This window comes from Mesobacillus sp., from assembly GCF_057785455.1.
Genome location: NZ_JBYNSB010000001.1, coordinates 156,830 through 172,580, shown reverse-complemented (window position 1 = coordinate 172,580; position 15,751 = coordinate 156,830). Strand labels below are relative to the sequence as shown.

Sequence of the window (15,751 nt, the reverse complement as noted above, 5' to 3'; positions counted from 1 at the left end):
CTCCGATATGCGGTTTTTAAATTGGATATAAGTCCCCCGAATCGACAGCTTACGAATAGCGCTTTAATTAGATGACCCGGTTTCATACAGGTTATTTCCTTAATGTTCATGGGTTGTAAGGTATTGTAAATATGTGAGCCGAAAGTTCATTTTATAAATGGGCTCAGCCTCGTAAAAAATGCTCATTCTTTCATTTTATCTCGAAAAAAACGAATTAACTGTTAAAATAATAATGAAATGCGAAAGAAAGAGTGATTTAAATTGAGTTGGATTAAAAAGATCTTAAAAAAATTCCAAACTGAACATGACGAAGAATTTGATGATATTAAAGCTGAACCAAAGAAGATACTTAAGCAGGAAAGTAATCAAAAGAAGGATTTAGAAGCCAGAGTGCTATATCAATATCCGAAAGGACAATTTCGTTTCCCGTTAATACCGGATGAGGGTACAGCTCCACCAAGGCCACAAGTAAAAAAGAAACGAGAAGAACCTGGACATCCAGGGAAGGAAGTTAAGCCTTTAATCAAGGAAAAGGGACCTTTGAACATAACGAACAGGCCTCAGCCTGTTAAGCATCCCACCATTATAAAAACGCAACAGCCGGTAAAAGACAATTCCCAAGTAAGTAAACCTGAACCCATTAAGGAGCAGGGCGGGAAGTTCAAGTATGACATTCGGAAGGACATCGGATCCAAATCCAGGCAGCCTTTCAGGCCAACGGAAATCCCTTCACCGATCTATGCTTATAACAGACCGCCGCAAAGAAAAAAGCAAGAGACCTTAATGGAAGAAATCGAATACGAATTAACTGGCTTTGAACCAATGCAGGAAAATGAAGAAATTAACGTGGTCCATAATGAAGATGCTGGACCGGCGCCTGAGGACTCGCCTCCTCTCTATGAATCAGAGAAAGTATCAGGTTACATAAAGGAAGAGCTGCCAGCGTCCAATGATTATAGCAATGCTCGAGTACCCGAAGAGTCTATTGATAAAGAACAATTTGATTTAGAAACCGAAGCGTTAAATCAGATTTTTGAGGCGGACCTGGATATTGAAGCGGCTGAAAAAAGTGAGACAGAGGCAGCTATGGGAGTTGGACTTGAAACAAATCACGAATTGGCGGAAGCTGTGGAAGAACAACGTGATAATGACCTGATAAAAGAAACAGAAGAATTGAAATCAAACTATGAAACAGCAGTTATCGACCTTTCTGCGGAAATCGAATCTGATTCTTATGCTGAGATTGAAACAGAATCAGCAGCAGAAATAGAAACAAAAGCCATAATAGAATTAGAAACAGAAACAGCAGCAGAACCAGAAATAGAAACAAAAGCCCTAATAGAAACAGAAACGAACTTACCTGACGCCGTCCAAAATGCAGGTGAAGTGAGTGATGAAGTTCAAGAAAAGCCGGATCAGCCAATCATTGTTGCTGAAGAAAAAGATTCAGCGGGAGAAGCGGCGGGTCATAACGCTGAAGTTGTTGAACGCCCTAAGAGACAGCTCCCTTTCAATGTCCTCATGCTGAAGCAGGACAAGAAAAAGTGGGAAGAGCGGAACACGTCGAAATATCCTTCCTTTATGACTCAAGGAAACAGGGATAATGTGTCGGAGCGAGCTCCACAGAGGAGACCTGTTCAGGACCAGGCGGATACAAGCAAACCGGTTAGCCAGGAAGCTGGAACAGAAAGCAATGGGCCAAGTGAGAATATTGCTGTTCAAGAAGAGCAGAGTTCACGTACTGAGGAAGTAACGACACCTGCAAATTCTATGGAAAATACTCACCCACCAGTAATGAATGAAAATGCTGACATAGAATCATCAACCAGACAGCCATCATCATTAGCAGATCAGCAACAAAATGCCTCCATGCCTGAAAGACAGTCCGAAGTTGTTTCTCAGCAGCCAGCGCAAACCGAATCGTTTATGCCGATGAACGGACAGCCAGGATCAAACAGCAATCATTCTGCAGAAAAGGAAATTGCTATTACTGCTGTTCCGCAGGAAGAACTGTTTTCAGGAGATTACGAGTTTCCAAGGCTTGATTTGTTGAATCCTCCGGTTTTCAAGGAAGCGGATCCTGAGTGGCTTGCCGAACGGGAGCAAATGCTAAATGAGACTCTGAGGAATTTCAATGTTGGTGCAAAGGTTGTTAACGTGACCCAGGGACCTTCCGTGACCCGGTTTGAGGTTCAGCCTGAGCCAGGTGTAAAAGTCAATAAAATCACGAATTTATCCGATGACATCAAACTGAGCCTGGCTGCGAAGGATATCCGGATTGAGGCGCCTATTCCCGGCAAGCATACGATCGGAATTGAGGTGCCAAACCATACAAGCAGGCCGGTATTATTGAGTGAAATTTTACAGGGTGATCTATTCATGGAGCATGAATCACCGCTGGCAGTAGCGCTTGGTTTGGACATCGCCGGAAATCCGATCATCACTGACCTGAAAAAAATGCCGCATGGCCTGATTGCTGGTGCAACAGGATCCGGTAAAAGTGTATGTATCAATACTATGCTTGTCAGCCTTCTATACAAAGCACATCCTGACGATGTGAAGCTATTGCTTATAGACCCGAAAATGGTGGAATTGGCGCCATACAATAATATTCCTCACCTGGTCAGCCCGGTCATTACTGATGTTAAGGCAGCAACAGCCTCGCTGAAATGGGCAGTCGAGGAAATGGAGCGGAGATACGAGCTGTTCGCGCATACTGGCGTGCGGGATATCGGCAGGTTTAATGAACTCGCCATTAAGCACCGCAGATTCACGGAAAAGCTGCCGTATATCGTCATTGTCATCGATGAGCTAGCAGACCTGATGATGATGGCTCCAGCGGATGTGGAAGAAGCGATCTGCCGGATCGCGCAAAAGGCCCGCGCCTGTGGAATCCATTTGATCATTGCGACACAGCGCCCATCTGTTGATGTCATCACAGGCCTGATTAAAGCGAATGTGCCGACAAGGATTGCGTTCTCTGTATCCTCACAGATCGATTCACGGACGATCATTGACATTAGCGGTGCTGAGAAGCTGCTTGGCCGCGGCGATATGCTTTTCCTTGAAAATGGATCCTCAAAGCCTTTCCGCTTGCAGGGAACTTTTGTGACAGATAATGAGATTGATGATATAGTGGCTTTTGCAAGAGACCAGCGTGCCCCTAAATTTCTGTTTGAGCAGGAAGAGCTATTGAAGAAGGCGCAGATTACTGAAGATGAGGACGAGCTATTTTACGAAGCCTGTGAGTTTGTCGTCGAACAGGGCGGTGCTTCTACTTCTAGTGTTCAGCGTCGCTTCAAAATTGGTTATAACCGGGCAGCAAGGCTAATTGAGATGATGGAACAGCAAGGCTTCATATCTGAAGGGCGGGGCAGCAAGCCGCGTGATGTCCTGATTACCGCAGCTGATCTGGAGTCTCTTCAGGATACTAGTACATTTAATTAATTAGTGGTATTCTTTATGTGCATATTCTTATAATAAGAATAGTGAGCTTAAGCCCGCTTAGGGTTCAGATTGAAGGAGCTTTTGGATGAAAGAAATAGAATTGAAAATGCAGGGGAAAATCAGCCGCCTGACCAATCATACTTTCAAATTTGATGAAAGGATCAGGGATGGCTGGTTTTCGGCCGTGTATTTTCTTAAGACTAGAGAGCTTGTAAAGAAATATCATGAAGAGAATATCGTGACTATGCAGTTTTTCCAAAAGGATGAGGCAGTGCTCTGCGGGACTGATGAAGTCATCGCTCTTGTGCAGACATTCGCTGACAATCCTGAGGAGCTGGAAATCTATTCTCTGAAGGACGGGGATAAAATCGCCCCGTTCGAAACCGTTTTGACGATTACAGGTCCATACCAGCATTTCGGTTACCTTGAGGGGATCATCGATGGAATCCTGGCAAGAAGGACTTCTGTTGCGACGAATGTATACAATGTTGTTAAGGCAGCCAGTTATTCTGGAAAACAAAAAACTGTCATTTTCATGGGAGACCGGGATGACCATTACACCACTCAAGCCGGAGATGGGTATGCAGCATACATAGGCGGTGCGACTGCCCAGGCAACACACGCGATGAACGAATGGTGGGGGAAACAGGGAATGGGCACGATGCCGCATGCTATGATCCAGCTTTTCAATGGAGATATTGTTGCTGCGACACAAGCCTATCATGAGACCTTTCCGAATGATGATTTGATTGCTTTAGTCGATTATAATAATGATGCGGTTACGGATTCTTTAAGAGTCGCAAGAGAGTTTGGCGAAAAGCTCAAAGGAGTCAGAGTGGATACATCACGTACGATGATTGACCAATATTTCCTGCGCAACCAGCATCTCCTGGGCACCTTCGATCCGCGCGGGGTTAATGCTGAGCTGATTTTCGCACTGAGGAAAGCATTGGATGATGAAGGCTATAGCCACGTGAAAATTGTAGTGAGCGGCGGCTTTAGCGAACAAAGAATTCTCGATTTCGAAAAGCATGATGTGCCGGTAGATATGTACGGCGTCGGCGGCAGCCTGTTAAAATTGTCAATCGGTTTTACAGGAGATAATGTCATGCTTGATGGAAAACACCAGGCAAAATCGGGGAGGAAGTTCAGGCCGAACCCTCGTCTTGAAAAAGTTGAATTGTAACTGTAACTTTGGATTAAGATTGTTTTAAAAAGTATGAATTAGGGAAAATGTACAGTTATGCAGGAATATGATTAATCGTGCATTATGATATTCATACAAAATGATGTTATAATGATTCAATACATGAAAACAGATAGATTAAAGTTAACCCCTGTGTTTCGTTGCAGCTGCTTTTATGGCTTTTTTAGGCCCATCCAGCACAATGAGCAAAACAGGATATCTGTCATATACTGTGTTACATACAGACGTTGTTGGAGGTTCTTTATATGACTATTTACCATTTTGTAGGTATAAAGGGGTCTGGAATGAGTGCGTTAGCTCAAGTTCTCCATGATATGGACTATCAGGTGCAGGGCTCCGATTATGACAAGCACTTTTTTACCCAAGTGGCCCTTGAGAAATCCGGAATAAAGATCCTTCCGTTTAATAAGGAAAATATACAGCCTGGAATGACGATCATTGCGGGCAATGCTTACCCTGATACGCATGAGGAAATCCAGGAGGCAATGAAGCATGGACTTCCAATTATCAGATATCACAGATTCCTTGGAGACTTCATGCAGAATTTCACAAGTGTGGCGATTACCGGAGCACATGGCAAGACGTCGACGACAGGCCTGCTTGCGCATGTCATGAGAGGCGCCAAGCCTACGTCCTTCCTGATTGGCGATGGAACTGGGAAGGGTGACAGGGAAGCACAATACTTTGTATTCGAAGCTTGTGAATATCGCCGCCATTTTCTTTCCTATTTTCCGGACTATGCAATCATGACAAATATTGATTTTGACCACCCGGATTATTTTGCCAACATTGACGATGTGTTCTCTGCTTTCCAGGAGATGTCATGGCAGGTTAAAAAGGGTATTTTCGCATGCGGCGACGATGAACAGCTGCAGAAAATCCAGGCAAAGGTGCCTGTAGTGTTTTACGGCTTTGGAGAACAAAATGATTTCCAGGCAAGGAATATAATTAAATCAACAACTGGGACTACCTTTGATGTTTTTGTGAGGAATACATTCTATGATACATTCACGATTCCGGCATTCGGTGACCATAATGTTTTGAATTCACTGGCGGTCATTGCCCTCTGCCACTATGAAAACATTGAGTCGAAGGTGATTCAGGAACAGCTGGAAAGCTTTGAAGGTGTGAAGAGAAGGTTCTCCGAAAAGAAGGTTGGAAACCAGATCATCATTGATGATTATGCTCATCACCCTACTGAAATAAAAGCAACGATTGAAGCGGCGCAGCAAAAATATCCAGACCGTGAAATCGTAGCGGTGTTCCAGCCTCATACGTTCACAAGGACCCAGGCATTCCTGACTGAGTTTGCGGAAAGCTTGAATAAAGCGGATAAAGTATATCTTTGCGAAATCTTTGGATCAGCACGTGAGGTTCATGGAAAGCTTTCCATTACCGACCTGAAGGATAAAATAGATGGAGCAGAAATCATTGCCGAGGATGATACATCGGTTCTCAAAACACATGAAAACGGTGTGGTCCTATTCATGGGAGCTGGGGATATCCAGAAATTCCAGGAAGCTTATGAAAAACAATTGAATGTTTAAGAATATGAAAAAGGATGCGACCCGGCTGGGTGCATCCTTTTTATTTTCGTTATTATTTAAGGTTCTCCGGATTCAGTCCTTCTAGTTCTGGAATGACAAATCTGCCATCTTTACGGATCAGGACATCGTCAAAATAAATTTCTCCTCCGCCGTATTCCGGACGCTGGATGTTCACCATATCCCAGTGGATGTTGGAATGGTTGCCATTGAAAGCATCATCATAGCATTGTCCCGGTGTGAAGTGGAAGCTGCCATCGATTTTTTCATCGAACAGGATATCCTGCATCGGGTGAAGGATATACGGGTTCACGCCGATTGCAAATTCCCCGATATAACGAGCACCTTCGTCTGTGTCAAAAATCTTGTTGATGCGCTCACTGTCATTTGATTCTGCTTCAACAATCTTGCCGTCCCTGAAGGTTAATTTCACATTTTCAAATGTAAAGCCCTGGTATGGAGATGGCGTATTATAAGTAATCACTCCATTAACTGAATCACGTACAGGAGCAGTGTAAACCTCTCCGTCCGGGATGTTCAGCTCGCCTGCACACTTAACCGCAGGAATATCTTTAATAGAAAAAGTTAGGTCTGTTCCAGGTCCTGTGATTCTAACCTTGTCCGTACGGTTCATTAATTCAGCAAGGCTGTCCATTGCCTTGTCCATCTTTCCATAATCAAGGTTGCAGACATCGAAATAAAAGTCCTCGAATGCCTCAGTGCTCATTTTAGCCAGCTGTGCCATTGCAGAGTTTGGATAACGGAGCACAACCCATTTCGTCTTTGGAACACGGATATCTCTATGTACTTTCTTGCCGACTGTGCTGCCATGAATCTTCATTTTATCCGCTGGCACATCTGCATGTTCATTAATGTTATCGCCGGAACGCAATCCAATATAAGCATCCATTTTGCTCATGACATTAGCTTCAAAATCAGCAATCATGTCAAATTGCTCCTGTTGTGCACCCATAAGCAAAGCTCTGTCTACTTGATGATCCTTCAAGGATACAAAAGGATAGCCGCCTGCAGCATAAGCTTCTTTGACAAGTGCAGTGACTAATTCACGCTGCAGGCCAAAGTTCTCAATCAGGACCTTCTCGCCTTTTTGCAGCTTAACAGAATAGTTAATCAGGTTTTTGGCCAGTGTTTGAATACGTGGGTCTTTCACAAAATCACTCCTATTTTTAGTAAAATTGGACACATATACATATTGTAACCTGAAACAATTATTTTTGTACTTTTTTTTAACTGTTGATTTCCGTTCCAGGCGCTTCGCTTTCCTCGGGGCAGACGGTGAGCCTCCTCGCCGCTTTGCTCCTGCGGGGTCTCACCTGTCTGCTACATCCCGTAGGAGTCTGCGCGCATTCCACTACAATCAACATGATTTTATAAAAATTACATTTGGAAAAAACTAAGCTATTATGGATTTTACCTCTTATTCGACAATGACTACTAATTAAGTAAACTTACAGAATTCATGAAATAGAAAGATATTCTTTTTGAGGAAGGAAAAGGGGACATCTATATGGAAATACTTATTGGACAAGATGGTTTATGTCACATTTTGCGGGGTAAAATGTACATATGCTAACGGAGGTGTATAAACAGTGGAAATTATTTTATACTTAAGTGTTGCTGTAATAGCAATTGCATTTTTAGTGTTGGTCGTTTCATTATCGAAAACACTGAAATCCTTACAAACAACTTTAGACAGTGTGTCAGGCACTCTTGATGGTCTTGAGAAGCAATTGGATGGGGTGACTCGTGAAACAACGGAGCTTCTTCATAAGACGAATAATCTTGCAGATGACATTTCCAGGAAATCAGAAAGCCTGAATAGCGTCGTAAATGCTGTTAAGGATGTTGGGAATACTGTACAGCGTTTCAACCAGTCAATCCACAATGTACATGCAATGGTTGACGTGCAGCTTGACAAGAATAAGGATAAAATCTCCCAGGTTGTTCAGTGGAGCAATGTATTCCTTGAATTAAAGGATAAGTGGAAGACAAAAAAAACAGGACAGATTGATCACCAAATGATCGAAAAGCAAATTGAACAAGATCAATTGGCTGCTGAACAAATGGTTGCAAGGCAGCGTGAAAGAGCCAGGTATTAAAGAAAGGTGGAGATAAACATGAATAACAGAGACAGAGAGTACACACAGTATGATCCGAACAATTCAACAAGGCAATATGACGTAAACAGCACAACCAGAGAAAACAGCAGCAATTCAAGGGACTTCGTAACTGGAGCGATCGTAGGCGGGCTGGCAGGTGCTCTTGCAGCATTATTGCTGGCACCCAAGTCAGGGAAAGAGCTAAGAGGCAACCTAAATGAGCAGACCTCCACGCTGAAGAGCAAGGGAATCGACCTTGCTTCAGTGGCAAAGGAAAAGGCGAGCGGGCTGAAGGAAACTGTCTCACAGCAGTCTTCGACCATCGTCAACAAAGTGAAGGACATGAAAAACCAGCAAAATACTGACACTTCACAATCAGCAGAAGATGAACTTCAGGAAGTTCCTACGTCCATGGCTGAGACAAGCACAATGGCAAACACTCACACAGCAACAGGTGAGGAACTTCAAAAAAAGCTTGAAGAAACCCAGAAAGCTTTTGACGAAACAGAGAGCAAATTGAATCAGTAAGTTTGTCATAAAAACGGTGAAGTGGTAAGATTACTTCACCGTTTATTTTTTGGCTAAATTAGTTAATTGACTCTATCGTCAGCTAATACGGCTATTTAAAAAGGAGAGCAGCAAAATGCAAAAAATCGATTCCATTGAACAATTCGACCAGCTTGTAGATTCTGGTGAAACCTTCTTCTTTCTAAAACATAGTACAACGTGCCCAATCAGCCAGGCAGGATATGATGAATTCGCGAAATTTGATAGTAACGGAAATGATCAATTATACTTCCTGACTGTCCAGGATTCACGCGAGCTGTCAAACCATATTGCTGAAAAATTCCATGTCAAGCACGAGTCCCCGCAGGCATTCCTGTTTGTTAATTCAGATGTCGCATGGCATGCTTCCCATTTTAAAATTACAGCAAAAGGCATGGCAGCTGCCAAGGAAGAAAGCGTTAAATAAACAAAAAAAACATCCGGTTGGATGTTTTTTTTGCTCTTAGTTACTGTTTTTTATCAAAAATAATGCTTAGTTCATCGCCAGCATTTAGGGTATCGTTAAATGCTGCACTTTCCCCGTTTTTCAACAGAGTGAACCGGCCGCTATCCATCGGAATCTCTACCTGTGCAAAATTGAAAATATCCTGGAATATGAACGGGGATAGCTTCTTTAGTTTGGTAGTGAGTACATCACCATTTAAAAGGAGATCAACCTCGGTCAGTTTGGTGCCATTCCTGAAGAATTCAACCACTTCTTTTTTCAGGGTCAATTCCTGCCCGTTAAAAAAGACCGGCAAAGATTCATTCATTTTTATATTTAGGGATTCAGCAGCATGCATCAATAAAGGCTGCGAGCTTCTTTCAATCCGAATATCATCAAGATGGTCGAAGTGCTCCTTAATACTAACTTCACGGCCATTCACAAAAATTTTCCCGGTAAAATCAGGGATCTTTGCCATTTTTCCATCGATGGTCAGATGGAAAGGGCGGGCTTCATTCAGAAGATCGGCAAGGCTGAGCTGTTTTAGCAGCTCTTCAATCGTTCTTGGCATCTCAAAAATAATCTCGTCCCTGTCTTCAAGCTCCTTGGACATTGGAACCGGCAGGCCGTTACAGCTAAGCGCGGCGCTGATTTCATGCTTATTGCCATTGATGATGACAGCTTTTGCGGGTAAATCTTCAATTAAGTCAAAGAGTGTCATGACCGTTTTTGCTCCGTCTTCTCCTTTGATGACAGTGATTTCGTCACCGCTATGTACTTCATCGTCAAAAGAACACGGCAAACCGTTTCGCATAAGGATTGGCGGCTTTCCATGCTTGCCAGGAATCGTTACGTTCTTTCCATTCAGGGAGATAATCATTGCCAGCCCTGGTCTTCCATATAGCCTGTTCATTTTAATTCCAGCCGCGAGCACGCAATCACCGACAGTCAGCTTGTTTACCTCAAATAGCCTTACTGGCTGTCCATTTACATAAACAGTGTGGTATTGAACAGGCGACTTTTTAGCAGCGATGGCTATTCCGATTGGCGTGACAAGTTCTGGCCCTTTTTCAATATGGTCTGCAAATGTGACAGAAGAAATAGCATCGAGTCCCCTGATCGCTACTCTGTTTTCCAGCAGGTTCAATTTGCTGGCAAGCCTTTTCGGCAGTTCTGGTGTCAGGCTTCCCCCGCCGACAAGCATGACTGCTTTAGGAGATTTATAGTTATTAAGTTTTAAAATCTCATCACCAATGGCTGCAGCCAGCCGGTCGATGGCTGTGCTGATGCGTGAAATGGCTTCTTCTTTGCTGATTTCTTCCTCGAAACCAAGAATATCTTTCACGATAATATTTTCCTGGTCAGACAGCTCACGCTTTGCTTTTTCAGCAAGGGGGAAATCAAGCAGGAATTCGTCACTTACTGCTTCCGTGATTTCATCACCGGCAACCGGAACCATTCCATAGGCAATCACTGTCCCGGAGTCTGTCAGTGCTATATCTGAGGTACCTGCACCAATATCAACTAGCGCTACGTTCAGTCTTCGCATCGAAGCAGGAATCAATACGTTGATGGCCGCGATTGGCTCAAGGGTCAGCGCATCCATTTCCAGTCCGGCGCGGTCCAAAGCAGATAACAGAGATTCAACAACAACCTTTGGAAGGAAAGTAGCAATGATCTCTACAGACGCTTCGTTCCCCCTCTGGTCGATCAAACTGCCGATTTCTTCCCCATCAAGCTGGTAATAAAGTACAGAATATCCGACACAATAATAGTGATGGCTATTTTCGTTGTGTTTTTCACCGGCAACCGCAGCCTGGGCAAGCTGGACAGCACTCAATTCCAGATGGAGGATATCCTGATTGGATAGCATTGGCTGGCCGGATATATCCGCCACAGCCTTTGAGACCTCAGTTTTCAAGGCTCGGCCGGCAGCGGCTACACACGCTTTGGTTAGCGGGCCATGAGTTGCTTCAAGCTCTGTTTTTATTTCCTTGATGATCTCAGATACTGATAAGACATCATGAATTTGACCATCAAGCATCGAGCGTTCCTTGTGTTCGCGGACAAGGATGTCAATAACCTCGTGGCGGCCATCACTTTCCTCGAGGATAATCCCTACAACGGAGCGAGTTCCAATATCAAGAGCGAACAGCTTATCTTTTCCCTGCAAATCAACGCACCTTCTAACTTAATTAATCATACGATGCTTTATTACTTAAAAGCGTTCAATCATTAAAGAAAATTGCGTGACAATTAAAACTAATTCAGATATAATTACTTTTATTAAATTGTCCAGCTCCAGCCAGGCTGCTTCGCCGGCTGTGATGCTTGCTTTTTTCTATTAAAATGTATCACACATTGCTGTCCCATTAAAGAAGATTCAGATAACGAAATCTTTCCCAAGAGCAGTAATGGAAATGAAAGGAAGCCCAGGTTTCTTTTCTTGATGATCAGCAGATTTAGGACTAAAATGAATTTCGAAAGGACGGGACGGAAAATGAGTAAAAATCTAGACCAGCTAAGAAACCGAGTTGACGAACTGAATTTAGAGCTTCTTTCATTAATTACCGAAAGAGCCTTGCTCGTCCAGGAAATTGGCCGCGCAAAAGAAACACAGGGTGTGTACCGCTATGATCCGGTTCGTGAGCGAGAAATGCTCGATTTGATCAAGGAAAACAATAACGGTCCTTTTGAGAGTTCAACAATTGAACATATCTTCAAGGAGATTTTTAAAGCCGGACTTGAGCTCCAATCAGATGACCATCGAAAGGCACTTCTTGTCTCCCGGAAGAAAAAGCCGGAGGATACAGTGATCGATGTGAAGGGATTAAAAATCGGTGATGGAACTCCTGATTTTGTGTTTGGTCCATGTTCAGTTGAGTCCTATGAACAGGTTGCGACTGTTGCAGAAGCAGTAAAAGCTAAAGGATTCAAGCTGCTTCGAGGCGGTGCGTTCAAGCCAAGAACATCCCCTTATGATTTCCAGGGTCTCGGAATCGAAGGCCTTAAGATACTAAAACGCGTTGCGGATGAGTACGACCTGGCTGTCATCAGTGAAATTGTTACACCTAATGACATAGAAATTGCTGTAGATTACCTTGATGTGATTCAGATTGGCGCAAGGAATATGCAAAACTTTGAATTGCTCAAAGCTGCTGGTGCAGTGAACAAACCAATCCTGTTGAAGCGCGGGCTTGCGGCAACGATTGAAGAATTCATCAATGCAGCAGAATACATTATGGCACAGGGCAATGGCCAGATCATTCTTTGTGAACGAGGAATCCGTACTTACGAACGTGCAACGAGAAATACACTGGATATTTCCGCAGTGCCAATCTTGAAGAAAGAAACTCACCTGCCAGTAATGGTCGACGTTACCCATTCAACTGGCCGCCGAGACCTTCTTCTTCCGGCAGCGAAAGCAGCACTTGCTATCGGGGCTGACGGAGTTATGGCAGAGGTCCACCCGGATCCGGCAGTAGCTTTATCAGACAACGCTCAGCAGATGGACTTGAAACAATTCGACGAATTCTTGAGCGGACTGAAGTCATCTCCTTTTGTGAGAGTATAAAATATCTTAAACCCTCCTGGTTCGCCAGGAGGGTTTTTTATCGTTTTTCTTTTTAGGAATAGGGAATATCAACTGTGATTCTACTTTTAAAATGGATGTGCAGATCAGCAAACGTGCAATTTTATAAAATCTTTGTTAAAATAAGCGCTTCAGATTGCGGGATTTATGCGGATATCGTATCATTAATAACATAATTAAACTTGTACATATAATCACAAACTTAAAAAATGATTATTGTGGCAATATTTGCTGTAAACTATAAAAAATATATGCCGTTTATTAGCTGAAGGAGTGGAAATAGATGAATATCACAATTTATGATGTAGCGAGAGAGGCCAACGTATCGATGGCAACGGTTTCACGTGTAGTCAATGGGAACCCGAATGTTAAACCTGCTACGCGAAAGAAGGTTATGGAGGTTATCGATCGCCTTGGATACAGGCCGAACGCGGTTGCCAGAGGACTTGCCAGCAAAAAGACAACCACCGTTGGCGTCATCATCCCGGATATTTCAAGCCCGTTTTTTGCTGAACTTGCACGCGGAATTGAAGATATCGCAACGATGTATAAATACAATATTATCTTGAGCAACTCTGACCAGAACATTGAAAAGGAATTGCACCTTTTAAATACGATGCTCGGAAAACAGGTTGACGGGATTGTATTCATGGGTGGAAATATTAAAGAAGAGCATGTAGAGCAGTTCAAAAAGTCTCCAGTTCCAATCGTTCTGGCTGGTTCAATTGAAGAAACAGGCGAGATTCCGTCTGTCAACATTGATTATGAACAAGCATCCTTTGATGCAGTTACTGCATTTGTTGAAAAGGGCCACAAGGAAATCGCATTCGTTGTCGGTCCTTATCACGAGCCAATCAACAAGGATAAGAAGCTTGAAGGCTATAAGAGGGCTTTAAGTGAAGCAGGCATCGAGTTTAAAGAAGACTTCGTTGTTGAAGGCGATTATACCTATGATTCTGGCCTGGAAGCAATCGAAAGGATTCTTGAGCTGGAAACAAAACCTACAGCAATCCTTGTTGGCTCTGATGAAATGGCACTGGGAGTGGTTCATGGCGCATTTGACCGCGGCTACAGTGTTCCTGATGATTTCGAGGTCATCAGCTCAGACAATACTAGGTTGACACTGATGGTGCGCCCGCAGCTGACAACGATTGTCCAGCCTCTATATGACATTGGTGCAGTCGCGATGCGCTTGCTGACAAAATATATGAACAAAGAGAATGTGGATGAGAATATCGTGGTATTGCCACACCGCATTGAAAACAGAAATTCTACGAAGTAGTAAACGAAAGACCCTTGCCAATGTGCAAGGGTCTTTTTGGATTCAGGTGAAAATATTTTGTAAAGTTATGAATTCATGAATACTTTAAAAAAATTTGCTGATGTACCTAACGGAGCGTCTTTCCCATCTTAGAAAAATAACATTAGAAGATGGTATGTCATTCGAAGGGATAAGCAGAAAAGTAATGTTTGTTGAAGGCTGCTGAAAAGATGGATGTGTCGGCCACGACCTAATCTGGCAAAATAATCACGAAATCTGAACTGGAATGTGATATTTTTGGCAACTTCGATGAATTGGTTTAGACCCAACCTTTGTGGAATACAGTTTCGAAAAAACTAATGAACGGGACAGGTTAGTTAAACATCGAATTGTTTATGTAAAAAGTCAGTTTTTTATCTCGGGAATTTCACTTTATGAGTAAAAATACTTAGAGGGGGGTAATACTTAATTACTATTATTATTAATGGAGGAACCAGGATGGATAATTTGGTCTGGTATAAGGGCAAGGCTTATACAGTATTATGTAAATACGATTCTGGTTATTGGGAAATACGGGAACATGACAATAAGTATAAAATTGAATTGGTTCATTATTTGGAGTTGGAAACAGAACTAGAACAAAATTAAGGTGAGTAATGGAAGATTTCAGTGATCAGTACAAAGTTAGTGCATTATTGATGATGCTCCTTATTGAGCTATAGGGTGAGTTGATCCACAAAGGATTAACCGCCTTTTTTTTATAAACAAATGGTGCAATATATTTCATAATAAGGGAATCTTCTGTTAATGTTGAATATTCATAAATGGTGAGGTCTTTATATAAAAAGGATAATAAATCGAAATCGGTGCAATAAAATAATTAATAATAATCAGGAGGTTTATTCCTATAAAACTGAAGAAGTTGTATTTTGTTTTCATATGTGTTGTAGGTATAGTTAGCTTTATAGTTTGGTATTCCATACCAAAAGAAATCAATCAGGCATTTGACGGAATCGTTTACGGAGTCGGAAGTAAAAGTAATCAAATAAATAAAGAAGTTACAATTACAATTAAAGGGAAATTATATAAAAAATTTTTTAACCAAGATCGTTTTAAAGGAACTATTGATATAAATGGAAAGGTGCCGACAAATATAATAATTGATAAGAAACCAGTTGAAGTTGTTTTTATTGAAAACAGAGGTTCTTTATTGTTCGGGGATGCCCCCTACGGTTTTCTTTATGTAAACAAAGATTTTAGTGAACTTTCCATTATTGTTCATGAACTCATTGAATCAGGAAGAGATAATGCTTCTTATAGGTGGGATCCTGAAGACGGGCTATTAATATCTGGACCAGCAACAAGTAGAAAAGAAGCATTAAGCATATCAAACGAATTAATAGGGGACTTACTAAAACCACTAGAATAGAAGCGTATTTGCAAAAGTTATAAATGAATAATTCACTAACTGTAAATACTATCCCGGTAAAAAAACGCTCAGGTGTTCCTGAGCGTTTTTTCTTGCCATTTATATTGCTAATTTACTGTAAGTTAATTAGGGATATTTCGGCTGACACTAGTATTTTCCC

At 42.3% G+C, this 15,751-nt stretch carries 11 protein-coding genes; 9 read left to right on the top strand and 2 right to left on the bottom strand.

Going from position 1 to position 15,751, the window contains the following annotated elements; all coding sequences use genetic code 11:
- The first annotated feature begins 261 nt into the window (after positions 1 to 261).
- The 3 genes from AC3EBE_RS00810 (at position 262) to murC (ending at position 6,201) form a co-directional block, all read left to right on the top strand.
- Entirely contained in the window at positions 262 to 3,447 is a 3,186-nt protein-coding gene (locus tag AC3EBE_RS00810) for a DNA translocase FtsK (RefSeq protein WP_488593133.1), read from the top strand.
- An 85-nt stretch (positions 3,448 to 3,532) separates the two neighbouring features.
- The gene (locus AC3EBE_RS00805; RefSeq protein ID WP_488593132.1) at positions 3,533 to 4,633 is read left to right on the top strand and encodes a nicotinate phosphoribosyltransferase; all 1,101 of its coding nucleotides are present in this window, start codon (positions 3,533 to 3,535) and stop codon (positions 4,631 to 4,633) included.
- 266 nt (positions 4,634 to 4,899) lie between these two features.
- On the top strand, positions 4,900 to 6,201 hold the full coding sequence (gene murC / locus AC3EBE_RS00800; RefSeq protein ID WP_488593131.1) for a UDP-N-acetylmuramate--L-alanine ligase: 1,302 nt from the start codon (positions 4,900 to 4,902) through the stop codon (positions 6,199 to 6,201).
- Between the two features lie 52 nt (positions 6,202 to 6,253).
- On the opposite strand, the gene AC3EBE_RS00795 is transcribed toward murC, so the two are convergent.
- Complete coding sequence (locus AC3EBE_RS00795; protein WP_488593130.1) at positions 6,254 to 7,369, bottom strand: aminopeptidase; 1,116 nt, start codon at positions 7,367 to 7,369, stop codon at positions 6,254 to 6,256.
- A gap of 439 nt (positions 7,370 to 7,808) precedes the next feature.
- Between AC3EBE_RS00795 and AC3EBE_RS00790 the strand changes: the two genes are divergently transcribed.
- From AC3EBE_RS00790 to ytxJ, 3 genes are all read left to right on the top strand, one after another.
- Entirely contained in the window at positions 7,809 to 8,318 is a 510-nt protein-coding gene (locus tag AC3EBE_RS00790) for a DUF948 domain-containing protein (protein WP_488593129.1), read from the top strand.
- An 18-nt stretch (positions 8,319 to 8,336) separates the two neighbouring features.
- Entirely contained in the window at positions 8,337 to 8,846 is a 510-nt protein-coding gene (locus AC3EBE_RS00785) for a YtxH domain-containing protein (RefSeq protein ID WP_488593128.1), read from the top strand.
- A gap of 115 nt (positions 8,847 to 8,961) precedes the next feature.
- Positions 8,962 to 9,291, top strand: coding sequence for a bacillithiol system redox-active protein YtxJ (ytxJ, locus tag AC3EBE_RS00780; protein WP_488593127.1), 330 nt, complete (start codon positions 8,962 to 8,964; stop codon positions 9,289 to 9,291).
- Between the two features lie 40 nt (positions 9,292 to 9,331).
- Here the strand turns inward: ytxJ and AC3EBE_RS00775 are convergent, their stop codons facing one another.
- On the bottom strand, positions 9,332 to 11,482 hold the full coding sequence (locus tag AC3EBE_RS00775) for a cell division FtsA domain-containing protein (RefSeq protein WP_488593126.1): 2,151 nt from the start codon (positions 11,480 to 11,482) through the stop codon (positions 9,332 to 9,334).
- Between the two features lie 327 nt (positions 11,483 to 11,809).
- On the opposite strand from AC3EBE_RS00775, the gene AC3EBE_RS00770 reads away from it, so the two are divergent.
- The 3 genes from AC3EBE_RS00770 (at position 11,810) to AC3EBE_RS00760 (ending at position 15,591) form a co-directional block, all read left to right on the top strand.
- Positions 11,810 to 12,883 (top strand): bifunctional 3-deoxy-7-phosphoheptulonate synthase/chorismate mutase, encoded by a 1,074-nt coding sequence (locus AC3EBE_RS00770; RefSeq protein WP_488593125.1) that lies wholly within the window; start codon positions 11,810 to 11,812, stop codon positions 12,881 to 12,883.
- Between the two features lie 301 nt (positions 12,884 to 13,184).
- Positions 13,185 to 14,183 carry a catabolite control protein A gene (ccpA, locus tag AC3EBE_RS00765; RefSeq protein WP_488593124.1) on the top strand — a complete coding sequence of 333 codons (999 nt, stop codon included), beginning with the start codon at positions 13,185 to 13,187 and terminating at the stop codon, positions 14,181 to 14,183.
- A gap of 901 nt (positions 14,184 to 15,084) precedes the next feature.
- The gene (locus AC3EBE_RS00760; RefSeq protein WP_488593123.1) at positions 15,085 to 15,591 is read left to right on the top strand and encodes a hypothetical protein; all 507 of its coding nucleotides are present in this window, start codon (positions 15,085 to 15,087) and stop codon (positions 15,589 to 15,591) included.
- The last annotated feature ends 160 nt before the right edge of the window (positions 15,592 to 15,751 follow it).